The organism is Methylobacterium sp. NPDC097929 (assembly GCF_049543375.1).
Lineage (GTDB): Bacteria > Pseudomonadota > Alphaproteobacteria > Rhizobiales > Beijerinckiaceae > Methylobacterium.
This window is the reverse complement of the sequence record NZ_JBMVEP010000010.1, coordinates 82991-105955: the sequence shown is the minus strand read 5'-3', so window position 1 is coordinate 105955 and position 22965 is coordinate 82991. Positions and strand designations below refer to the sequence as shown.

Here is a 22965-nt window from a genome sequence, read left to right as displayed (position 1 = left end):
CTCAGTCGAGCCGCTCGACCCGGATCTCGGCGGCCAGCGCCGCCACCTCGTCCCGTCCTGGCAGGTTCGCCCCTGTCCGGCTGAGCTTGCCCGCGGCGAAGGCCAGCGCCCGGCGGGCGAGGTCGGGCAGGGGCAGGCGGTCGTGCAGCCCGGCGACGAGGCCGGCGACGAGGGCGTCGCCCGCGCCGACCGTGCTCGCCACCCGCGTCGGCGGCGGCAGCGCCCGTAGCGCGCCCTCGGCCGAGACGAACAGCGCGCCCTCCGCGCCCAGCGAGACACAGACCAGGGCGATGCCGCCGCGCTGAAGCGTTCGCGCAGCGTCGAGCACGTCGGTGATCGCGGGAAGCGCGCGCCCGGCCCATTCCTCCAGCTCGTGCCGGTTCGGCTTGATCGCGTCGGGCAGGCTGTCCCGCCCCGAGGCGAGGGCGGCGGCGAGCGCCGGCCCGGAGGCATCGAGGACGACGCGGGCGCCGCGCCGCTTCAGCTCGGCGGTGAGGCGGGCATAGGTGTCGATGGGCACCGAGCGCGGCAGGCTGCCGGCCAGCACCGCAAGGCTGCCGGGGCCGGTCAGCTCGGCAAGCACCGCGCGCACCGCCTCGACCGTGGAGGGGCCGAACTCGAGACCCGGCAGGTTGATGTCGGTGGTGTCGCTGCTCGCGGCGTCGAGCAGCTTGAGATTGGTGCGCGTCTCGCCGGGGATCCAGACGAAGCGGTCGTCGATCCCCTTAGCCGCGAGAAGCTGTGCGAAGGGCGCCGCGTTGTCCTGGCCGAGCACGCCGGTGGCGGCGACGGGCAGGCCCCAATCGGAGAGGCAGCAGGCGACGTTGACGCCCTTGCCGCCGGCATCCGCCCAGACCGAGCGGGCGCGGTGGACGCTGCCGGGGGTCAGCGCGTCGAGGGTGACGGTCTGGTCGATCGCCGGGTTGAGGGTGAGGGTGACGAGGCTCATGCGCGCTCTCCCGCAGAGGACGTATCGAGGGCGCGCACGGCGGCGGCGTCCTCCCCGGCGCAGGCCTGCGCCGCGAGGGCCTTGAGCTCGGCGTGGTCGCAGGCCCGCAGCCGCGCCTTCACGCCGGGCAGGTCGCGGGGCGTCATCGAGAGTTCGTGAACGCCGAGACCCGCGAGCAGGCTGGCGCCGAACGGGTCGCCCGCGATGCCGCCGCAGACGCCGACGAAGCGCCCGTGCTGGGCCGCGCCCTCGCAGGTGAGGCGAATCAGCCGCAGCACCGCCGGGTGGAGCGAGTCGGCCTCGGGCGCGAGGTCGGTATTCTGGCGGTCGATGGCGAGCGTGTACTGGGTGAGGTCGTTGGTGCCGATCGAGAAGAAGTCGCAGTGCCGGGCCAGCACGTCGGCTTGGATGGCGGCGGCCGGCACCTCGATCATGATGCCGAGCGGCACCTCCGGCGCGCCGATCTCTCCGCGGATTTCCTCGCAGATCGTGCGCAGGCGAATGACCTCGGGAACCGAGGTGATCATCGGCATCATGATCGAGAGCGGCGCGTCCTTGCCCTTGGGGGCATCGGCCGGCACGTGGTCCTTCGCCGCGCGGTAGAGGGCGCGCAGTTGCGGCTCCATCAGGTCGGGCCGGCGCAGCAGCAGGCGGGCGCCGCGCACGCCGAGGAAGGGGTTCTCCTCTTTCGGCAGGTGGAGGTGGGCAACCTGCTTGTCGCCGCCGATGTCGAGGGTGCGCACGATGAGCGGACGGCCCCCGAGCGCCTTCAGCATCGCCGAGTAAGTCGCGTACTGGTCGTCCTCGGACGGCGTGTCGCCGCGCTCCAAGAACAGGAACTCGGTGCGCATCAGGCCGACGCCCTCCGCGCCCTGGTCGAGCGCCAGCGGCACCTGCTCGGGATTGTTGACGTTGGCGCCGATGGCGATGCGGTGGCCGTCGCGGGTCTGCGCCGGCATCGCCCGCTCCCGCGCCTCGGCCTCGGCCTGCTCGCGCTGGCGCGCCTGCCACGCTTTCGCCGAGGCGATGTCGGTCTCGCTGGGATCGAGGTAGAGCCGGCCGGTGGTGCCGTCGAGGATGGCGAGCGTGCGGTTGGCGAGCGCCAGCAGGCCGGGCCCGCCCGCAACCACGGCCGGGATGCCCAGCGTGCGCGCCAGGATCGCGGTGTGCGAGGTCGGCCCGCCCTGCGCTGTGGCGAGCCCGATGACGCGGGCCGGGTCGAGCCCTGCCGTGTCGGAGGGGGCGAGGTCGGGGGCGATCAGGATGCAGGGCACGTCCGGCAGGTCGTGGCCGCTCTTCAGGGCCGGGTCGATCTGCGCCAGCACCCGGCGGCCGACATCGCGCAGGTCGGCGGCGCGGGCGGCGAGAACGGGGTTGCCGAGCGCCGCGAGCCGGCCCGCCATCCGCTCCACCGCGGCGTTCCAGGCGAAGGCCACGCCGTGGCCCTCGACCATGAGCTGGCAGGCGAGCGTGATGAGGTCGGTATCCGCGATCAGCTCGCCCTGCGCGGAAAAGATGCCGGCATCGGCCTTGCCGAGGCGCCGCTCGGTGTCGTCGGCGAGCGCCCTGAGCTGACCGCCCGTGGCGGCGAGCGCCCGGTGCAGCCGGTCGGCACCGGAGGTCAGCGGCTCGGGCTCGTCGGGGACGCTGATCTCGGCCGCCGCCAGCACGTGCACGGGGCCGATGGCGATGCCGGGGCTGGCGCCGATGCCGGCCATCACCCGCAGGCTCTCGGCGGGGTTCCAGCCGGCCACCGGGGCGGCGGCCTTCGCCGCGGCCTCCGCCGCCCGCTGGGCGGCGGCCTTCTCGCCGGCGCTCAGAGACGTCACCGCGGCGCAGATCCTGGCGAGCGCCCCGGCCTCGTCGTCGCCCTCGGCCGAGATCGTCACCTCGTCGCCGCAGCGCAGGCCGAGCTGCAGCAGCGCGATCAGGTTCTTGGCGTCCGCCACCCCATCGCCGTGGCGCACCTGGATGCGGGCGGGGAGCGAGCGGGCGGTCTCGACCCAGTGCGCGGCGGGCCGTGCGTGCAGGCCGGTCGGGTAATCGACGGTCCAGTCGAAGCGCTGGCGCAGGTCGGTGACGGGGCCGGCGGCGGTCGGCGCGGCGGCGTCCTCGGTCAGTGCCGCGGCGATGTCCGCCTCGCTGCCCGTGGTGCGGAGCCCTTCGAGGCGCGCCTCGTCCTGGATCAGGCGGGTGAGGCGGCGCAGCACCGTGATGTGCGTGTCCGACTGCGCGGCGATGGCGACCACGAGATGGGCGGTCTGGCCGTCGTGCCATTCGATGCCGCCCGGGATCTGGAGCACGGCGAGCCCGCTCTCGCGCACGAGGTGGCGGTCGTCGACCATGCCGTGCGGGATGACGACGCCGTGGCCGAGATAGGTGTTCGCCACCCCCTCCCGGCGCAGCATGCTGGCGCCGTAGGCCCCGTCGATGCAGCCGGCGGCGGTGAGCAGCCCGGCGGCCTCGCGGATCGCGGCCTCCTTGCTCGCGGGAGCGGCGGCGAGGCGCACCAGCAGGCGGGGCCCGGTGCGCGGGTTGGCGAAGGTCGGCGTCTGCGCGAGCATGGCGTGCTCTCCTCCCTGTCGAGGTCGCCCCGATCGATGCGCCGGGTGCGGGATGTGCTGTGGTGTTCCTATGAAAACGTTTTCACAGCTTATGTCAATCAGCCTTCGGCATCAAAGTGCCGATCCTGTCTTGTCGGATCTGCTCGACAGTGGCAGAACCGCGCCATGACGATGAAAACGTTTCCCTCCCGATGAGCATCGGAATCCGCGACGTGGCCCGCGCCGCGGGCGTCTCGACGGCGACGGTCTCGCGCGCGCTCGGGCGCGGCCCCGTGAGCGACGCGGTGCGTGAGCAGGTCGAGGCGGCGGTGCGCGCCACCGGCTACCGGCCCAACCTCTCGGCCCGCCGCTTGCGCTCGAAGGCGGCGCAGACCATCGGCCTGATCGTGGCCGACATCCGCAACCCGTTCTTCACGGCGGTGAGCCGGGCGGTGGAGGACGCGGCCTATGCCGCCGGGATGCGGGTGATCCTGTGCAACACCGACGAGGACCCGGCCCGCGAGGCGATGTATCTGCGCCTGATGGAGGAGGAGCGCGTCACCGGCGTGATCTTCGCGCCCACCCGCGCGACGGCGGAGGGGCTCAGGGCGGACAGCCTGTCCTTTCCCACGGTGTTCATCGACCGCTCGGGGCCGCCCGGCGCCCATGACAGCGTGGTGCTCGACAACCCGGCCGCGGCCTCGGCCCTGGTCGAGCACCTCGTCGCGCAGGGCTTCACCCGCATCGGCGGCCTGTTCGGTTCGACCAGCTCCACGGCGCGGGAGCGCCAAGCCGGCTACGAGGCGGCCATGGCCCGCTCCGGCCTCCCCCCGCTCGCCCGCTCCGTGGCCCCGAACGCGACCGCGGCGGAAGCGGAAGCCGCGCGCTGGCTCGCGCAAGCCGACCGGCCCGAGGCGCTGATCCTCTCGAACGGCCTGATCCTGATGGGGGCGGTGCGCGCGGCGCGCAGCCTCGGTCTCGCCGTCCCCGCCGACCTCGCGCTCGCGGGCTTCGACAACGAGCCCTGGACCGATCTGGTCGAGCCCGGCCTCACCGTGATCGAGCAGCCGGTGGCCGAGATCGGCGCGCAGGCGATGCGCCTGCTGTTCGAGCGCATCGAGAGTCCGGGTCAGCCGGTGCGCAAGGTGACCTTGAGCGGGCGGGCGGTGCTGCGCGGCTCGACGCGGCGGGGATAGGCGTTCTCCTCGACCGGCGAGCGACAGGGTCGCGGACTAGACCATCGTGCCGGATATCGTATCCGGTACGACGGTCTAGCCTCTTGTTTCGCATCGTCTTTTTCCGAAAGCCGGCGGCCACCTTTCGGGACGATGCTCTATCCGGCTTTCGCCTTGTCACTGACGCGGGCCTTCGCGCCCGCGCCCTTGCCGGTGTCCCGCGAGGGCGATCGCGGCGCCGCACGAAGCGCCTTTGCACCGCGGCTCAGGCATTCGTTCATCCGTGTCTGCCAGCCCTCGCCCGTCGCCTTGTAGGTTTCGACCACATCGGCATCGAGCCGGATCGTCACCGGGACCTTGGGCGCGCTGGCTTTCGGGCGCCCGCGCCGCACGGATGCGACGGCCGCGAACTGCTCGGGCGTCAGGACCGCGCGGGCCGGACGCATCTCGGCGAACTCCGCCTCGGTCAGCTCAGGCGCATCGTCGATCATCACGGATGCCTTGCGAGCCACAGCGAACGCTCCTGCTTTGTCGCCTTGCGAAGGGAGATGACGCGAAAGCCGTCCTCCGTCGGCGAGAAGACCAGCAGGACCACCTCGCGGCCGATCTTGCCGAGCGCCTAAAAGCGCTTCTCCGGATAGATGTCGCGATCGTCCTCGCGCACGAGAGCCGTGTCGAAATCGAATCGCTCCGCCATGGTGAAGGGCATGCCACGCTCTTGGCGGTTCCATTCACTTTTGGCGGGATCGAAGGTGATCGGCACGGAATTTTTGTACGTACATTAAAGCGGCGGAGCAAGGGCTTCGACGTAAGTGCGATTCGCGCGGGCGCGGAAGAGCGACGATCGGGTTCGGCCTCAACGCGCCCCTGCGGGCGCCTGCGCCGCCGCGACCCGGTCCGAGGCCGCCGAATGCACCGCGGGCTTGCGGCGCGAGAAGGTGAGGATCAGCACCGGCAGCACCAGCAGGATCAGCAGGGGCGCCAGCGCCATGCCGCCGACCACGACGAGCGCCAGCGGCTTCTGCACCTGCGAGCCGACGCCGGTGGAGAAGGCCGCCGGCAGGAGGCCGACGCCGGCCACGACGCAGGTCATCACCACGGGCCGCATCTGCGTGTAGCAGGTGCGCAGCATCGCGGGCACGCGCTCGACCCCCACCGCCAGCAGGCCGTTGTAGAAGGACAGCACGATGATGCCGTCCATCACCGCGATGCCGAGCAGCGCGATGAAGCCGATCGCCGCCGAGACGCTGAACGAGGTGCCGGTGAGCGACAGCGCTAGGATGCCGCCGGCCATCGCCATCGGGATCACGCTCAGTGCCAGCAGCGAGTCCGTCACCGACGAGAAGTTCATGAACAGCAGGATCGCGATGATGCCGATCGCGATCGGCACGGTCACGGAGAGGCGGGCGATCGCGCCCTTCATGTTGTTGAACTCGCCCACGAGCTCCAGCCGGTAGCCCGGCGGCAGCTGCACCTCGTTGGCCACGCGCAGGCGCGCCTCCTCGATGGTGCTGCCGAGATCGCGCCCGCGCACGGAGAACTTCACCGGCAGGTAGCGCTCCTGGGCCTCGCGGTAGATGTAGGCGGGGCCCGAGACGAGTTCGACCCGCGCCACCGCGCTCAGGGGGAACTGCACGGGAGCGCCGCTCGCCGGGCTCTGGCCGGCGATGCGCAGGTTGGCGATCGCCTCGATGCTCTGGCGGAACTGGGGCTGGAGGCGCACCATGATCGGGTAGTGCCGCTCGGAGCCGGGATCGTAGAGGTCGCCGGCCGAGTCGCCGCCGATGGCGGTGCGCACGGTGGTGTTGATGTCGCCCGGCGTCAGGCCGTAGCGGGCGGCCCGCACCCGGTCCACGTCGATCTCGATGGTCGGCTGGCCCAGCGACTGGAACACCGCCAGATCCTCGACGCCGTGGATCGTCGAGAGCACCTTCATCACGCTTTTCGCGCTGTCGGTGAGCTTCTGAAGGTCGTTGCCGAAGATCTTGAACGAGTTCTCGCCCTTGATGCCGGAGACGGCCTCGGCGACGTTGTCCTGCAGGTACTGCGACAGGTTGAAGTCGACGCCGGGGAAGGAGGCCTGGAGCTTGTGCAGCATCTCCTCGGTCAGCTTCTCCTTGTCCATGCCCGGGCGCCACTGGTCGAGCGGCTTCATCGGCGCGAAGAACTCGGCGTTGAAGAAGCCGGCCGCGTCGGTGCCGTCATCCGGCCGCCCGTGCTGGGAGACCACGCGCTCGACCTCCGGCAGCGAGGCGATGATCTTGCGCATCTCGTTGACGTAGCCGTTGCTCTCCCGGAGCGAGATCGTCGCCGGCATGGTGGCGCGGACCCAGAGGTTGCCCTCCTCGAGCTTGGGCAGGAATTCCGAGCCGAGATTGCGCGCGGCCACCCCGACGCCGACGCCGACGAGCACCACGAGGGCCGCGGTCACGAGGCGGGCGCCGAGCGCCGCGCGCACCGCCGGACGGTAGATCCGGTCGAGGAAGCGCACGAGGATCGTTTCCTTCTCCTCGATATGGGCCGGCAGCAGGTAGGCGGCGAGCGCGGGCGTGACCGTGAAGGTGGCGATCAGGCCGCCGAGCAGGGCGTAGGCGTAGGTCGTCGCCATCGGCCCGAAGATGTGGCCCTCGACGCCGGTCAGCGTGAAGAGCGGCAGGAAGCCGGTGACGATGATCGCGGCGGCAAAGAAGATCGAGCGGCTGACGTCGCCGGCCGCGAGCGCGATGCGCCCCGATTTCGCGTCGAGCCCCGGCGGCGGATAGCCCGGGATGCCGTGGCCGGACAGGCGCCGGAAGATCGCCTCGACCATGATGACGGTGCCGTCGACGATGAGGCCGAAATCGAGCGCGCCCACCGAGAGCAGGTTGGCCGATTCGTCGCGCGCCACGAGGATGACGACGGCGAAGAACAGGGCGAAGGGAATCGTCGCCACGACGATCAGCGCCGAGCGCAGGTTGCCGAGGAACAGCCACTGGATCACGAGGATCAGGAGGATGCCGACCACCATGTTGTGCAGCACGGTGTGGGTGGTCACCGCGATGAGGTCGGCGCGGTCGTAGATGCGCTCGATCGTCACGCCCGGCGGCAGGATGCCCGCGGCCTCGATCTTGGCGACCTCCGCCTTCACGGCCTCGATCGAGGGCGTGCTCTTCTCGCCGCGGCGCATCAGGACGATGCCCTGGACGATGTCGTCCTCGTCGTTCATGCCGGCGATGCCGAGCCGCGGCTGGTGGCCGATGGTGACGGTGGCGATGTCCTTGACCAGCACCGGCGCGCCGCCGACCTGGGTCAGCACGGTGCCGTTGATGTCGTCCACGTCACGGATCAGGCCGACGGCGCGCACCACCGCCGACTGGCCGCCGATGGCGACCCGGTTGCCGCCGACGTTGAGGTTGCTGTCGTTGAGGGTCTTGACCACGTTCGACAGGGTCAGGCCGTAGGCCATCAGCCGGTCGAGATCGACCGAGAGTTCGATGGTCTTGGTCTTGCCGCCCCAGCCGATGGCGTCGATCACGCCGGGCACCGCGCGGAAGCGCTTTTTCAGCACCCATTCCTGGAGCGTGCGCAGGTCGAGCACGGAGTAGCCGGGGGGCGCCGTGAGCTTGTAGCGGAAGATCTCGCCGATGGGGCTGATGGGCGAGATGGTCGGCTTGGCGCCCGCGGGCAGGGGATCGAGCTGCTGCAGGCGGTTCAGCACCTGCTGCTCGGCCTGGAGGTAGTCGAACTCGAAGCCGAACTGCAGCTTCACGTCGGACAGGCCGTAGAGCGAGATCGTGCGGACTTGGCGGAGGTTCGGCATCCCCGAGGTGATCCGCTCGATCGGGATCGTGACGTAGCGCTCGATCTCCTCGGCCGAGAGGCCGTCGGTCTGGGTCACGACATCGACCATCGGCGGGGTCGGGTCGGGATAGGCCTCGATGTTGAGGTTCTGGAAGGCGGCGAGCCCTCCCACCACGAACAGCACGAAGGCCAGGAGGACGAGGGGGCGCTGCCGGAGCGCGAGCGCGACGATGCCGTTCATGGGGGCGGTTCCAACCTCGCGCCGTCGGGCGCGGCCGGGGACGGCCCCGGCTCGGGAGATCTGTGCTTTTCGCGGGAAAAGGCCGGCTCGCTCAGCCCTGCTGGTCGGTCATGCCGTCGATGAACAGGGCGCCCTTCGAGATCACCCGCTCGCCGACCGCGAGACCCTCGGTGATCTCGATGTCGTTGCCGTCGACGAGGCCGGCCTTGACCGGGCGGCTCTCCACGGTGTTGCCGGCGCCGAGCACCCAGACCCGCGCCTTGTCGCCCTCGAAGATCACCGCCTGCCGCGGCACCGAGCGCGAGACGGTCTCGCGCTCGTTGATGATGTGGACGCTGGCATACATCTCGGGCTTCAGGAGCCCTTTGGGATTGTCGACCTCGGCGCGCACGACGATGCGGCGGCTCGCCGGATCGACCGAGGCGCCGATGTAGTTGATCCGGCTCTCGAACATCTGGTTCGGATAGGCGAGGGTTCGGAAGCGGATGCGCTCGCCGAGATCGACCTTGGCCGCGTCGGTCTCGCGCAGCTGCGCCACGATCCAGACCCGGCCGAGATCGCCGATCACGTAGGAGGGGTCGGAGCCGCCGGTGTTGATGTACTGGCCCGGCCCGATCTTGCGCTGGATCACGGTGCCCGAGAGCGGCGCGTAGATCGTCGTCTCGGGGTTGATCGCGCCCTTGGTCTGGAGGGCCTTCATGTCGTCGTCGGCCAGCCCCAGGATGCGCAGGCGGTTGCGCACCGCCTCCAGGCCGACCTCGGCTGTCTTGGCGTCGTTCTGCGCGGTGGCGAGGTCGTTCTGCGCGGTCTGCAATTCCTTGAGCGTGGTGACGCGGGAATCGTAGAGGTCGTGCAGGCGCTTCTCGGTGTTGGTGGCGTAGGAGAGCTGCGAGCGCGACTTGTTGAGCACGTTCAGCGCCGCCAGGAAGTCGTTCTGCGCCTGGACCATCTCGTTGGCCTGGAGCGAGAACAGCTTGTCGCCCTGCTTCACCTGTTCGCCGGAGCGGGCGAAGATGGTGATGACCCGGCCCGCATAGGGCGAAAACACGGGCGTCGCCCGGTACTCGTCGACGCTGATCTTCCCCTCGGTCGCGATGTCCTCGTAGAACAACCGCTGCTGCACTGCGACGGTGGTGACCGTGGCGAGCTGGCTCTCGCTCAGCACGAAGCGGCCCGGCGTCGTGGTGGTGATCGCGGCCGGCGACGGCACCGCCGCATCGACCTCCTTGGGTCGCCCGTACCACAGGGCCGCCCCCGCCCCCGCGCACAGCACGGCGGCAACGAGCAACTGCGTCCGCAGCCGCACCGCCCGCGGCGTCAGATCTTCCTCGTGCGCCCCGCCCATTTGCGTCTCGATCCCGATTCGACCCAGCGCCTCGATCCACGACGGGCGCGCCGCGTGCCGGTTGATTCGGCTTTCGCTTGCGCGCAACCGAAGCTCCCGAATTACGCCGTTACCGTGGCGGCTTGACGGGGGTATGACGCGACAGGTTTCTTACAAATGAAACAAGACGCGCCGGCTGAAAGCGATCCCGGGAATTTTCGAGCGTGGTTCGTGGCAGACGCGTTGGCGGCTCCGCACCACCTCGGGCGGCGTGGGGTTTTCGCGATCCGTCCGCTTCACTCTGCGTCATCGCGAGCGGAGGCGAAGCGATCCAGCCGCGCAACATTTCCGGATAGGGCGTGGGCTGGATTGCTTCAGCTTCGCTTCGCAATGACGGCGGAGATCGTGCCGCCCGCCATCGCGAACCGTCGGGCGAAGCGCTCCGGCCCCGCTCGCCTCAATCGTCCATCTTCAGCGCGGCGATGAAGGCTTCCTGCGGGATCTCCACGCGGCCGAACTGGCGCATGCGCTTCTTGCCTTCCTTCTGCTTGTCCAGAAGCTTGCGCTTGCGCGAGATGTCGCCGCCGTAGCACTTGGCGGTCACGTCCTTCGACAGCGCCCGGATGGTCTCGCGGGCGATGATCTTGCCGCCGATGGCCGCCTGAACCGGGATCTGGAACAGGTGGCGGGGGATCAGGTCCTTCAGCTTCTCGCACATCGCCCGGCCGCGGCTCTCGGCGCGGGTGCGGTGGACGAGCATGGACAGCGCGTCCACCGGCTCGGCGTTGACCAGGATCGACATCTTCACGAGGTCGCCCTCGCGGTAGTCGGAGACGTGGTAGTCGAACGAGGCGTAGCCCTTCGAGATCGACTTCAGGCGGTCGTAGAAATCGAACACGACCTCGTTGAGCGGCAGGTCGTAGACGACCATGGCCCGCTTGCCGACGTAGTTGAGGTCGATCTGGATGCCGCGCCGGTCCTGGCACAGCTTCAGCACGCCGCCGAGATACTCGTCGGGCGTGAGGATGGTGGCGCGGATCCACGGCTCCTCGACCGTCTCGATCTTCATCGGATCGGGCATGTCGGCCGGGTTGTGCAGCTCCTTGAGTTCGCCGTCGCGCATCATCAGGCGGTAGACGACCGACGGCGCCGTCGAGATCAGGTCGAGGTTGAACTCGCGCTCCAGCCGCTCCTGGATGATCTCGAGGTGGAGCAGGCCGAGGAAGCCGCAGCGGAAGCCGAAGCCCAGCGCCGCCGAGGTTTCCATCTCGTAGGAGAACGAGGCGTCGTTGAGCCGCAGCTTGCCCATGGCGCCGCGCAAGGACTCGAAGTCGGCGGCGTCCACGGGGAACAGGCCGCAGAACACCACCGCCTGAACCTCCTTGAAGCCCGCGAGCATCTGCGTGGTCTGGCGCTTGTCCTCGGTGATGGTGTCGCCGACGCGGGTGTCGGCCACCTCCTTGATCGAGCCGGTGAAGAAGCCGACCTCGCCGGGGCCGAGCTCGCCGATATCGGCCATCTTCGGGCGGAACACGCCGATGCGGTCGACGCCGTAGGCGGCATCCGCCCCCATCATGCGGATGGTCATGCCCTTCTTCAGCACGCCGTCGATGATGCGCACCAGCACGACGACGCCGAGATAGACGTCGTACCAGGAATCGACCAGCAGGGCTTTCAGCGGCGCCTCGCGGTCGCCCTTCGGGGCCGGCAGGCGCCGGACGATGGCCTCCAGCACCGCCTCGATGTTGAGACCGGTCTTGGCCGAGATCGGCACGGCCTCGGAAGCGTCGAGACCGATCACCTCCTCGATCTGCTCCTTGACCCGGTCGGGCTCGGCCGCCGGCAGATCGACCTTGTTGAGGACGGGCACGATCTCGTGGTTGGCGTCGAGCGCCTGGTAGACGTTGGCGAGCGTCTGCGCCTCGACGCCCTGGCTCGCATCGACCACCAGCAGCGAGCCCTCGCAGGCGGCGAGCGAGCGCGACACCTCGTAGGCGAAGTCGACGTGGCCGGGCGTGTCCATCAGGTTGAGGACGTAATCCTTGCCGTCCTCCGCGCGGTATTCGAGCCGCACGGTCTGGGCCTTGATGGTGATGCCGCGCTCCTTCTCGATATCCATGGAGTCGAGCATCTGCTCGCTCATGTCGCGCAGGGCCACGGTGCCGGTCGTCTGGATCAGCCGGTCGGCGAGCGTCGACTTGCCGTGGTCGATATGCGCGACGATGGAGAAGTTGCGGATGTTGTCGATGGTGCGGGTGGTCATCGGGGTCTCCGGCACGGCGGTCCCGTCGCGGGGCTGACGCGGCGCACGGCAGGTTTATCGGGATTGGCCGGGCCGGGAGATAGCAGCGGCGGGCGGTCGCGCCAAGGCGGGGGGACGCCGCGGAAGCCTCCGTCCTCGCGCTGCGCTCCCCCGAAAGGGTTCAGGCCGGTTCGTCGGGCCGGGCTGCGGCGCTGTGCGCGTCCCCTTGCGCATCCCCTTGCGCGGCGCCGGCCCGCGCCGCGGCGGCCATCGCCACGAGGCTTTTTCGCAAGGCGCCCATGTCGCGCACGGGCTCGGGATAGGTGACCCGCGCCGTGCGCTCGCCGGCCATCAGGTCGAGCCCCTCCGGGTCGAGCCCGGTCAGGCGCCAGCCGCTGCCGGCCTCGCCCGCGCCGGCCGCGTAGAGGGCGAGCGCGTCGGCGTGATCCGCGTTCATGTGCTCGACGGCGCCGCGCTCGCCCGCGACGATCGCCTCGGCGCCGGTCAGGTCGAGGAGCAGCTCCGCCGGCGTGAGCGTCGCCGCCTTGGCAAAACCCCCATTGAGGTGGCCCGCGGTGGGGGCAAGGGCGAAGAAGCCGAAATCGGGGAAGTCCGCGTAGAGCTTCGCCTTCGGGTGGCGGGCCAGGAAGCGCTCGCGGATGCGCGGCTCCTCGGAGCGCGCGGCGCGGCCCGTCACGGTCAGGCGGGGATGGGCGAGGGGGTCGCCCTTGCCGCCCACCGAGAACAGCAGCGAGGCGCGCGGGTCCTTGTCCAGGTTGCGCGTGTGGGCGGAGAGCCGCGAGAGCAGCATCAGCGGCGTGCCGTCGCTGTCGGTGGCGAGGGTGACGAGGGAGGCGAAGGGCGTGCCGTCGGCCGCGTCGATCGTGGCGAGCGCGCCCGAGCGCACGCCGCGCAGGAGCTGGCGCGCGAGCCCGATGGCGTCGAAGGGCGCCTGCGCCGCGGGCAGCGGCTGGGCCGGCCCGCGCCGTTCCTGGGCGGGCGGCGTCTCGGCGTTCGACATGATAGGCTCCCCAATCCGGACGTCGCGCCGGAATCGCGGTCCGAGCATAGCCCGGCGCGGGCCCCCGGCACGAGGGCAAGCGGGCGGGCAGGGAGACGGAAGGGGCGCGGCGCGTTGTCCACACGCGTCCCCTCCCGAGCCTTCGGCTTCGGGGGCCCAATACGGCCAAGCTTAACCGCCCGCTCGCTTTTTTCGAACGATGGTCGTAAAGGACGAGACCCTCCGCGACAGATGGCGGCCACCCGGATGGCGGGTGCCGTGCTCGGCCGTCGCGGGCCGCGCCAGGGGCGGCACACGTGCCGCGCCGTCAAGTCAGGGAAACTGCATGCCCACCATCGCCCTCGTCGACGACGACCGCAACATCCTGACCTCCGTCTCGATCGCGCTGGAGACCGAGGGCTACCGCATCCAGACCTACACGGACGGCGCCTCGGCGCTCGACGGCCTGCGCCACTCCCCGCCCGATCTTGCCATCTTCGACATCAAGATGCCGCGCATGGACGGGATGGAGCTTCTCAGGCGCCTGCGGCAGAAATCGGACCTTCCCGTGATTTTTCTCACCTCGAAGGACGAGGAGATCGACGAGTTGTTCGGCCTGAAGATGGGCGCGGACGACTTCATCCATAAGCCGTTCTCGCAGCGCCTGCTGGTCGAGCGCGTCAAGGCGGTGCTGCGCCGCTTCGCCCCCAAGGACGCCACCCCGGGCGGGGCCGCCCGCAGCGAGGCCGACGCCGCCGCGCGCTCCCTGGAGCGCGGCCAGCTGATGATGGACCCCGAGCGCCACACCTGCACCTGGAAGGGCGAGCCGGTGACGCTCACCGTCACCGAGTTCCTGATCCTGCAGGCGCTGGCCCAGCGCCCCGGCGTCGTGAAGAGCCGCAACGCGCTGATGGATGCGGCCTACGACGATCAGGTCTACGTCGACGACCGCACCATCGACAGCCACATCAAGCGGCTGCGCAAGAAGTTCAAGGTGACCGACCAGAGCTTCGACATGATCGAGACGCTCTACGGCGTCGGCTACCGCTTCAAGGAAGGCTAGGAGCCGGCATCCGTAAAATCCCCCGTCCAGCGATGCTCGCCCCCCTGTTCCGCCCGTCCGACTCGGAGGGCAACGGAGCCCGCCGCGGCTTCCTCTCGCGCTTCTTCTCGCGCCTCGTCCGTTCCCTGAAGCGATCGCCGCTGACCTGGCCGCGCGACCTGTGGAACGCGGTCGGGCAGCGCGCCTCGTCGAGCCTGACGCGCCGCATCGTGGTGCTCAACCTCGTCGGGCTCATCGTCCTGCTGTTCGGCTTCCTCTACCTGAACCAGTTCCGCCAGGGCCTGATCCAGGCGCGGGTCCAGAGCCTGCTGATCCAGGGCGACATCATCGCCGGCGCCATCGCCGCCCAGGCTTCCGTCGACACCGACACGATCCGGGTCGATCCGGACAAGCTGCTGCAGCAGCAGGCGGGCGAGGGCCGGGACTTCGAGGACGACCCCGCCTCGCTCGCCTTCTCGCTCAACCCCGAGAAGGTGGCCCCCCTGCTGCGGCGCCTCGTGACGCCGACGGGCAACCGTGCCCGGGTCTACGACCGCGAGGGCAGCCTCCTGTTCGACACCCGCTCGCTCTACGCCCGCGGCGACATCGCCCGGGGCGAGCCCGGCGCCGTGCGGCCCCCGAAGCCCAACGTGCTGGAGCGGATCTGGGACACCTTCGGCACCCGCATTCTCGGCCTCGTCGTCAGCGAGCGCGACGGGCAGGAGGATGCCGGTCCCCAGGACGGGCGCGCCTTCCGCGAGGTCCAGGCGGCGCTGAACGGCTCGCGCGGCACGATCTCCCGGCGCAACGAGCGCGGCGAGACCATCGTCTCGGTGGCGGTGCCGATCCAGCGGGCGGGCTCGGTGCGCGGCGTGCTGATGGTCTCGACGCAAGGGGGCGACATCGACCGGGTGATCGCCTCGGAGCGCTTCGGCCTGCTCCAGGTCTTCCTCGTCGCGGCGGCGGTGATGCTGGTCCTGTCGATCCTGCTCGCGGGCGCCATCGCCGGGCCGGTGCGGCGGCTGGCGGATGCCGCCGAGCGGGTGCGCCGGGGCATCAAGTCCCGCCAGGAGATCCCGGACTTCACCAACCGCACCGACGAGATCGGCCATCTCTCCGGCGCGCTGCGCGACATGACCCAGGCGCTCTACCGGCGGCTCGACGCCATCGAGAGCTTCGCGGCCGATGTCAGCCACGAGCTGAAGAACCCGCTGACCTCCCTGCGCAGCGCGGTCGAGACCCTGCCGCTGGCGCGCAACGACGAGTCGCGCGGCCGGCTGATGGAGATCATCCAGCACGACGTGAAGCGCCTCGACCGGTTGATCTCCGACATCTCCGACGCCTCCCGCCTCGACGCCGAACTCGCCCGCGCCGAGGCGCGCCGGGTCGATCTCGGCAAGCTGCTCACCACCGTGACCTCCGTCGCCAACGAGCGGCGGCGCGCCAACGCGGCCGTGATCCAGTTCGACATCGAGCGGCCGGCCGGCGACATCGAGGACCCGTTCCGCATCATCGGCCACGACAGCCGCTTGGGGCAGGTCGTCAACAATCTGCTCGACAACGCCCGCTCGTTCTCGCCGCCCGGCGCCAAGGTGCGGGTGGCCCTGCGCCGCCTCAAGAACGAGGTCGAGTTCGTGGTCGAGGACGAGGGGCCGGGCATCCCCGAACACGCCCTGGAGCGGATCTTCGAGCGCTTCTACACCGACCGGCCGGAGCAGGGCTTCGGCCAGAATTCCGGGCTCGGCCTGTCGATCTCGCGGCAGATCATCCAGGCGCATCGCGGCTCGATCCGCGCCGAGAACCGCCCCGGCCCGGCCGACGAGGAGGGGCATCCGACCGTGCGCGGCGCTCGCTTCATCGTGCGCCTGCCCGTGGCCCCCCGGGCCGACCGCTACGGCGACGACCTCGCCGCATGAGTGACGAGGCGCCCTGCGGCGCGCCGCGGCGAGAGGTGGAGCACGAGACGGTGCATGCGAGCTGCGTGCTCCTCGACGAGGCCGGGGTGCTGGTCCGGGGGGCGCCGGGGTCGGGCAAGTCCGCCCTCTGCCTCGCCCTGCTCGACCGCGCCGGCCTCGAGGGTCGCCACGCCCGCCTCGTCGGCGACGACCGCATCCGGCTCGAGGCGCGCCACGGCCGCCTGATCGCCCGGCCCCATCCGGCGCTGGCCGGGCTGATCGAGATCCGCGGCCACGGCATTCGCCGCCTCTCACGCCACGCTCCGGTGGCGGTGCTGCGCCTCGTGGTCGATCTCGCGGCGGAGGCCGAGCGCCTGCCGGGCCCTGGCCAGACGGCTCTGCTCCTCGGCGTCGCAGTCCCGCGCCTCACCCTTGATCCGCGCCATCCCCGGGAATACCTGATTCGCGAGGCACTCGAAGCCGGCGTGGCAATGCGGACGCACCCGGCGGCTCTCGTGCCCGGTGTGACCCGCGACGTGTAGCGCGGCTGCCACCGCCATGTCATGGTGAGGCCGTCGCGTTACGCAAAACGCCGCGATCCGCTTGCGCTTCACCTTGCGCTGCACAAGATGGCGTCTCCGCTCACAGGGCGTTGGACCACGCTTCGATGATTGGAATGGTGCTCGTCACCCACGGCCTGTTGGCGACCGAGTTCAAGGCCGCCCTGGAGCACGTCGTCGGCCCTCAGAAGCAGATCGAGACGATCACGATCGGCCCGGAGGACGACATGGAGGTGCGCCGCGGCGACATCATGTCCGCGGTCTGCCGCGTCAACTCCGGCAAGGGCGTCGTGGTGCTGACCGACATGTTCGGCGGCACGCCCTCGAACCTCGCGCTGTCCTGCATGAATGGCGGGCAGGTCGAGGTGGTGGCCGGGATCAACCTGCCGATGCTGATCAAGCTCGCCAGCGTGCGCGACGCCGAGAGCCTCGGCGACGCCGTGCTCCACGCGCAGGAGGCGGGCCGCAAGTACATCAACGTCGCCTCGCGGGTTCTTGCGGGCAAGTAGCCGACGAGTCGGCTCCTTCGCGCCGCCGCCCCGCCTTTCCTTCGCCCCGCTCACGGCTTAACCACGTCCGTCCCCGACCCGGACGATGCGCGCCTCTCACGGCGGCCGTCGCCGGCGAATCGTCAGGGGAGCGAGCGCGAGGGACGATGAGCGAGAGCCTGGACGGCGAGGTCGAACCGCAACCCGAGATCCCCGAGGGCGGCCTCGTGCGGATCCTGCCGATCGTCAACCGCCGCGGCCTGCACGCCCGCGCCTCGGCCAAGTTCGTGCAGACCGTGGAGCGCTTCGGCGCCGCCGTGACGGTGACGCGCGCCGGCGAGACGGTGGGCGGGCGTTCGATCATGGGCCTGCTGACCCTCGGCGCGGCCAAGGGCACCACCATCGCCGTGGTCGCCGTGGGCGACGACGCGGAGCCCGCCCTCGACGCGATTCAGGCGCTGCTCGCCGACCGGTTCGGCGAGGACGAGTAGGCGGAACTAACCCCCCGGGATCGCCAGCGGATTGTCCGTGAGTGCGGCCCGGTCCGGCGTGTCCAGGGCCGGCTTGCCGAGAAAGGCGTCCCAGATCCGGCGCACGAAGGCGGGATCGAGGTCGCGCACGATCAGCACCAGCCGCGAGCGGCGGTCCGCGTCGGGCCAGGCGGGCAGCGTCACGGGCGCGTGGACCACGTGCTGCACCCCGTGCACCACGACCGGATGCTCGGGATCTTCGGCGAGCGCCACGAGACCCTTGAGGCGCAGGAGCTTCGGTCCGTGCGCCGAGCGCAGCAGGTCCAGGAACATCTCGAAGGCCGGGCGCGGCACCGGTTCGTCGCTCGTCAGATGGAAGGCGCGGATCGCCGCATCGTGCCGGTTCACGTCGTGATGATGGTGATCGTGGTGGTGGCCGTGCGCGTGGTCGTGCCCATGGTCATGGTCGGGCGCGCCGAGCCAGGCCCGCACGTCCGCCCCCTTGCCGTCGAGGCCGAACAGGCCGCCGAGCAGGCGCTCGGCCGGCACGTCGGGCCCGTGGATCGCGGCCGCCGGGTTGAGGCCGGAGAGCCGTCGGCGCAAGGCCACTGGCGCGGCGCCGGGCAGGTCGGCCTTGGTCAGCACGAGATGGTCGGCCACCGCCGCCTGCCGCAGGGCCTCGCCGTGGGCGTCGAGGGTGCCGGAGCCGTTCACCGCATCGACCACCGTCACGACGCCCTGCAGCCGGAAGCGGAGCGCGAGATAGGGGTGGTAGATCAGCGCGTGGAGGATCGGAGCCGGGTCGGCGAGCCCCGTGGTCTCGATCACGACGCGGCGGAACGGGCCGATCCGCCCGTTGTCGCGGCGGCGAAGGAGATCCTCCAGCGTCGAGATCAGGTCGCCGCGCACGGTGCAGCACAGGCAGCCCGCGCCGAGCAGGATCATGCCCTCGTCGACCGTCTCGATCAGCAGGTGGTCGAGGCCGATCTCGCCGAACTCGTTGACGATCACCACCGTGTCCGCGAGCGCCGGATCGCCAAGCAGGCGGTTGAGCAGGGTGGTCTTGCCCGCCCCGAGGAAGCCCGTGAGCACGGTGAGCGGGATCGGCTCGGGGCGGCCGGGTGGTTCGGTCTGGGGCATCGTCGGGTCGCAATCTGTGTCTCGGCACCGATATGACGGTGCCGGCCGCCCGAAAAAACCCCTTACGACTCGTCGTTCTTGCCCTTCTTGTCCGCCTTCTTGGCGGCGGGCTTGGGCTCCGGCTTTTTGGCCTCCGGCTTCTTCGCTTCGGGCTTCTTGGCTTCCGTTTTCCTGGCGGTCGGCTTCGCGGCGGGCTTGGCGGCCGAGTCGACCGAGGTGTAGGCGCTGGTCGCGGCCGGCACGCCCTTGTCGCCTGCCTTGTCCTTGCCGGCGATCTTCGCGGCGGTCTTGGGTGCGGTCACCGCGGCGGCGCGGGCCTTGGCGGCCTTCTCCGCGGCCGCCTGCTTGCTGGCCTCGCGGGCGGCGTCCTTGGCCGCCTTGGCCTCGGCGCGCTTGCGCTGGGCGGCCTCCGCGGCGGCCTGCCTAGCCGCCTGCTTCGAGGCCTGCGCCTCCTGCTCCTCCCGGGCCAGCGCCATCGCGCCCTCGGTGGGGCTGGCGCCGATCCAGACCGCGACCGGCTGGAGCGGAGCCCGCGGCGGCAGGGTCCGCCCGCGCACGTTGGCGCTGCTGAGCGCCGCGAAGGCGAGGTTGGAAGCGTCCGGCGTGGCCGAGCCGAGCAGCCGCGTCGCGGCGCCGTCGATGGTCGGGCCGCTGGCGGTCAGGGCGCCCGGCCCCTCGTCCACCGGCATCGGCTTGCGCTTGTCGCAGATGTAGGGCCGCATGTCCGGCGGCGCGGCGATGTTGGAGGCCGGCAGGGCGTCGAGCGTCGGCGCGGTCCATCCCGCGGACTGGCCGAAGCCGTAATCGAACAGGTCGGCGGCCTTGATGTCGCGCTCGCGGGCGCTCGGCTGGCCCATCACCACGGTGATGATCCGGCGTCCGCCCCGGGTCGCGCTCGCCACCACGTTGAAGCCGCCCGAGCAGATGAAGCCGGTCTTCATGCCGTCGGCGCCGGCGTAGCGCCCGAGCAGGCCGTTGTGATTGGCCATCACCGACTTGCCGAACTGGATCGCCGAGATCGAGAACAGGGCCTGCTGGTTGGGGAAGTCGCGCATCAGCGCACGGGCCAGGATCGCCATGTCGCGGGCGGTGGTCCATTGCCGCGGCTCGGGCAGGCCGTTGGGATTGTACCAGCGGCTCTCGCGCATGCCGATGCGATGGGCCGTCTCGTTCATCATGTCGGCAAAGCCCTCGACGGAGCCCGCCAACCCCTCGGCGATCGTCCAGGACACGTCGTTGGCCGACTTGACCATGATGATCTTGAGGGCGTTGTCGAGGGTGATCTGGGTGCCGGGCTTGAAGCCCATCTTGGAGGGCGGCTCGGCCGCCGCCGACGGCGAGACCGTGAGCAGCGTGTCGAGGGAGATCTTGCCCTGGCGCACCAAGTCGAGGGCGACGTAGGTCGTCATCAGCTTGGTGATCGAGGCCGGGTACCAGGGGTCGGTCGCGCCCTGGCTGTAGAGCACCTTGCCGGACTCGGCCTCCACCACGAGGATCGGCGCGGTCACCGCCGCCGCCGTCCCGGCCATCAGGCCGAGGGCCGCCAGCGAGCCGATCAGCCGTCCCCAAACACGCATCGCCATCGGGCCAATCTCGAAAGGGTGTGAGGGCGCGGGACGCCGCAGAGGAGGGATTTCGGTGCCGCGGCCGGAGGTTCCTGGAGCGAAGCGCCCGGCCGGTTCGGATCGAGGATACGACGCCATCAACGTGCCCTCCGTGGCGAGAGCATGGCAAAGGCGGCGGGATCGGCACCGCGGCGGGCGGTTGGCCTTGAGAAAAACCGGTCGCATTGGCGCGGCGGATCACTCGGGTTAAGGGCAAGGCACGGTACGCGAAACGAAATTCGATGTCCTACGCGGTCAAGGAACTGTTCCACACCCTTCAGGGGGAGGGCGCCCAGGCGGGCCGGGCGGCGGTGTTCTGCCGGTTTGCCGGCTGCAATCTCTGGTCGGGCCGCGAGGAGGACCGAATGGGCGCCGCCTGCCGCTTCTGCGACACCGACTTCGTCGGGCTGGACGGGGAGGGCGGCGGGCGCTTCCCCGATCCCGAGGCGCTGGCCGGGGCCATCGCCGCGACCTGGGCCGGGGGGGCGGCCAACCGCTACGTCGTCTTCACCGGCGGCGAGCCCCTGCTGCAGCTCGACGAGGCCCTGATCGCGGCGGTCCACGCAAACGGCTTCGAGATCGCGGTGGAGACCAACGGCACGCTCGCGGCCCCTCCCGGCATCGACTGGATCTGCGTGAGCCCCAAGGCCGGCAACCGGCTGGTCCAGACCTCCGGCCACGAGCTGAAGCTCGTCTATCCGCAGGCGGACGCCCCACCGGAGCGGTTTTCGGATTTGCCCTTCCGGCATCGTTTCCTGCAGCCGATGGACGGCCCGCAGGCCGCCGCCAACACCGCCGCCGCGGTGGCCTATTGCCGAGGGGACGCCCGCTGGCGCCTCTCGCTCCAGACGCACAAGATCATCGGGATTCCTTAGAGCATCGTCCCGAAGGGTGGCTGCCGGCTCTCGGAAAAGACGATGTTCCAGAGGGAGCGGGCCGGCGGTTGCCTCCGCCCCAGCCTTCGGCCACGGTCCCGCGCGGGCGATGCCGAGTCGATCCAGGCCGCCCGGATTTGCCCGCCCGGACTTGCCCGCCCGGACGTGCCGAAGGACCCGCCCGTGACGCACAGCCCCGCGCCGCTCAACCTCGATCACTCTTCGATCGAGGATCTGAACCTCGCCTTGCGCCATTACCGGCGCCTGACGATCCGCCTGCCCCTGATCCTCGTCCTCGGATTCGCGGCGGCGATCGGCCTCGGGCGTCTCGGGACCGCCCTGTCGCCGCCCTACGGCGTCTACATTCTCGGCTGGGATCTCATGACTTGGGGGCTGATCGGGCTTCTTGCCCTGCTCTTTGCCGAGTTCTGGTGGGAGGGACGGCAGATCGGGCGGGCCCTCAACAGCGTCGAGATGCAGTCCGCGCCGATCGCCTCCCTGCTGGGCGGCCAAGCGCTGATCGGGGAGCGCGCCCGCCAACACGGCATGAAGCCGGGCCCCTTCAACGGTCCGCTCCGGCCCATCCGTCCACGCTGAGCCGGCACCCGTCAGCCGGACCCGTCGATCCGCCAGCGCGCCTCGTGCATCGGCCGGCGCCGCCGCCGGTCCTCCCGGCTCACCCGGTCGAGGGCCGGGGCGAAGCCGCCCCCCTCGTCCGCGCTCGGCGCGGCGTAGGGCGCTGCCAGCGGCCGGAAGCGGAGATCCGTAAAATCGGCGAGGCGACGGGCGCGGGCGAGGAGCGCCTCCGTCGATTCGAGTCCGGTCATCTCCGCCGCACCGAGCCGGAACAGCGTGCCGCCCTGCGAGAACAGCAGGTCGCCGTTGCCGTCGAAGGCGGCCCAGCCGGAGACCGGCAGCGGCACGGGCGGACCCTGCTCCGGGTGCAGGCTGTGGCGCACGCTCTCGGGCAGCGACCGGCGCGGGTCGGCCGTGAACGCGCTGGCCGTGGTGAGGCGGGCGTGGCCCTGCGGGGCGGCGAGCACCCAACAGCCTTGCCGCTCGGGATCCGGCCGCCAGCGGGCTGCCGCCGGGGCCCTCTGCGCCCGCTTCGTCAGCCCCGGCGCGGTCGCGCGGGTGAAGGGCAGCACCGTGAGCCCCGGCGGCGGCGCGTGACCGGGGGCGATGTCGTAGGGCCCCTCGCCGTGGGTCAGCACCAGCGTGTCGTCCGAAAGGAAGAAGCCGCCGCCGTCCCAGGCGTCGCCCTTCGGCCAGAGCGCCACCGCCGTGAGGAAGGGCGGGCGCGATAGCACCGTCCAGGTCGCGAACGGCCCCCTGTACTTGGCCAGGAAGCTCACGAGCCATGCGCCGTTCGGCGACAGCCCGCCCCAGCCCGGCTTCACCGTCCCCTTGAACCACTGCCCGATCTCGAAGGAATCGTCCGAGCGGTCCCAGGCGATGAGGCAGGTCCGGTTCGAGGGGCCGCGCCGGTAGATCACCGCGCGCGGGCTCGCGGCCGCAAAGACCGGATAGAGGGTGCATTTCGGCCGATGTGGTGACATATCCACGATCTCGGTGCGCCCGCCGGCCGCCGTCAACCCGCTGCGCTGTGCGCGGCGGGACCGTTCCGCACCCCGTGA

19 protein-coding genes are annotated in these 22965 nt (G+C 70.8%); 8 read left to right on the top strand and 11 right to left on the bottom strand.

What is annotated here, in order from left to right; translation table 11 throughout:
* Position 1: 1 nt before the first annotated feature.
* Positions 2-949, bottom strand: a complete 948-nt coding sequence (gene pfkB, locus ACPCJR_RS20280; protein WP_391514454.1) for a 1-phosphofructokinase — start codon at positions 947-949, stop codon at positions 2-4.
* Positions 946-3513 (bottom strand): phosphoenolpyruvate--protein phosphotransferase, encoded by a 2568-nt coding sequence (ptsP, locus tag ACPCJR_RS20275; protein ID WP_391514455.1) that lies wholly within the window; start codon positions 3511-3513, stop codon positions 946-948. Before ptsP ends, pfkB begins: the two co-directional genes overlap by 4 nt.
* Before the next feature lie 191 nt (positions 3514-3704).
* Between ptsP and ACPCJR_RS20270 the strand changes: the two genes are divergently transcribed.
* Positions 3705-4688, top strand: coding sequence for a LacI family DNA-binding transcriptional regulator (locus tag ACPCJR_RS20270; RefSeq protein WP_391514457.1), 984 nt, complete (start codon positions 3705-3707; stop codon positions 4686-4688).
* 137 nt (positions 4689-4825) lie between these two features.
* Here ACPCJR_RS20270 and ACPCJR_RS20265 read toward each other — a convergent pair whose 3' ends face one another.
* The 6 genes from ACPCJR_RS20265 to ACPCJR_RS20240 form a co-directional block, all read right to left on the bottom strand.
* Positions 4826-5158: a BrnA antitoxin family protein gene (locus tag ACPCJR_RS20265; protein WP_391514459.1), complete on the bottom strand. Its 333-nt coding sequence runs from the start codon at positions 5156-5158 to the stop codon at positions 4826-4828.
* Between the two features lie 128 nt (positions 5159-5286).
* Positions 5287-5430 (bottom strand): hypothetical protein, encoded by a 144-nt coding sequence (locus ACPCJR_RS20260; RefSeq protein ID WP_391514461.1) that lies wholly within the window; start codon positions 5428-5430, stop codon positions 5287-5289.
* Between the two features lie 93 nt (positions 5431-5523).
* Positions 5524-8688 carry an efflux RND transporter permease subunit gene (locus ACPCJR_RS20255; RefSeq protein WP_391514462.1) on the bottom strand — a complete coding sequence of 1055 codons (3165 nt, stop codon included), beginning with the start codon at positions 8686-8688 and terminating at the stop codon, positions 5524-5526.
* A gap of 91 nt (positions 8689-8779) precedes the next feature.
* Positions 8780-10033: an efflux RND transporter periplasmic adaptor subunit gene (locus ACPCJR_RS20250; protein ID WP_391514463.1), complete on the bottom strand. Its 1254-nt coding sequence runs from the start codon at positions 10031-10033 to the stop codon at positions 8780-8782.
* Between the two features lie 436 nt (positions 10034-10469).
* A complete protein-coding gene (gene lepA, locus ACPCJR_RS20245; RefSeq protein WP_391514465.1) occupies positions 10470-12275 on the bottom strand; it encodes a translation elongation factor 4 in 1806 nt (601 codons plus the stop codon).
* A 160-nt stretch (positions 12276-12435) separates the two neighbouring features.
* Positions 12436-13275 carry a HugZ family protein gene (locus ACPCJR_RS20240; RefSeq protein ID WP_391514466.1) on the bottom strand — a complete coding sequence of 280 codons (840 nt, stop codon included), beginning with the start codon at positions 13273-13275 and terminating at the stop codon, positions 12436-12438.
* Between the two features lie 325 nt (positions 13276-13600).
* On the opposite strand from ACPCJR_RS20240, the gene ACPCJR_RS20235 reads away from it, so the two are divergent.
* The 5 genes from ACPCJR_RS20235 to ACPCJR_RS20215 all read left to right on the top strand — a co-directional run bounded on the left by ACPCJR_RS20235 (position 13601) and on the right by ACPCJR_RS20215 (position 17730).
* Positions 13601-14317 carry a response regulator transcription factor gene (locus ACPCJR_RS20235; RefSeq protein WP_183570320.1) on the top strand — a complete coding sequence of 239 codons (717 nt, stop codon included), beginning with the start codon at positions 13601-13603 and terminating at the stop codon, positions 14315-14317.
* A gap of 32 nt (positions 14318-14349) precedes the next feature.
* Positions 14350-16212 (top strand): stimulus-sensing domain-containing protein, encoded by a 1863-nt coding sequence (locus tag ACPCJR_RS20230; RefSeq protein WP_391514469.1) that lies wholly within the window; start codon positions 14350-14352, stop codon positions 16210-16212.
* Entirely contained in the window at positions 16209-16733 is a 525-nt protein-coding gene (locus tag ACPCJR_RS20225; protein WP_391514471.1) for an HPr kinase/phosphorylase, read from the top strand. The genes ACPCJR_RS20230 and ACPCJR_RS20225 overlap by 4 nt, the downstream gene beginning before the upstream one ends.
* Before the next feature lie 125 nt (positions 16734-16858).
* Complete coding sequence (locus ACPCJR_RS20220) at positions 16859-17260, top strand: PTS sugar transporter subunit IIA (protein ID WP_391514473.1); 402 nt, start codon at positions 16859-16861, stop codon at positions 17258-17260.
* Between the two features lie 146 nt (positions 17261-17406).
* Positions 17407-17730: an HPr family phosphocarrier protein gene (locus ACPCJR_RS20215; RefSeq protein ID WP_110353347.1), complete on the top strand. Its 324-nt coding sequence runs from the start codon at positions 17407-17409 to the stop codon at positions 17728-17730.
* A 6-nt stretch (positions 17731-17736) separates the two neighbouring features.
* Here the strand turns inward: ACPCJR_RS20215 and ACPCJR_RS20210 are convergent, their stop codons facing one another.
* Complete coding sequence (locus ACPCJR_RS20210) at positions 17737-18849, bottom strand: CobW family GTP-binding protein (protein WP_391514475.1); 1113 nt, start codon at positions 18847-18849, stop codon at positions 17737-17739.
* A gap of 62 nt (positions 18850-18911) precedes the next feature.
* Positions 18912-20432: a D-alanyl-D-alanine carboxypeptidase family protein gene (locus ACPCJR_RS20205; protein ID WP_391514477.1), complete on the bottom strand. Its 1521-nt coding sequence runs from the start codon at positions 20430-20432 to the stop codon at positions 18912-18914.
* 263 nt (positions 20433-20695) lie between these two features.
* Between ACPCJR_RS20205 and queE the strand changes: the two genes are divergently transcribed.
* Positions 20696-21328 (top strand): 7-carboxy-7-deazaguanine synthase, encoded by a 633-nt coding sequence (gene queE, locus ACPCJR_RS20200; protein ID WP_391514479.1) that lies wholly within the window; start codon positions 20696-20698, stop codon positions 21326-21328.
* A 183-nt stretch (positions 21329-21511) separates the two neighbouring features.
* Positions 21512-21925, top strand: coding sequence for an ABC transporter ATP-binding protein (locus tag ACPCJR_RS20195; protein WP_391514481.1), 414 nt, complete (start codon positions 21512-21514; stop codon positions 21923-21925).
* 11 nt (positions 21926-21936) lie between these two features.
* On the opposite strand, the gene ACPCJR_RS20190 is transcribed toward ACPCJR_RS20195, so the two are convergent.
* Positions 21937-22887 (bottom strand): hypothetical protein, encoded by a 951-nt coding sequence (locus tag ACPCJR_RS20190; protein ID WP_391514483.1) that lies wholly within the window; start codon positions 22885-22887, stop codon positions 21937-21939.
* Between the last annotated feature and the right edge of the window lie 78 nt (positions 22888-22965).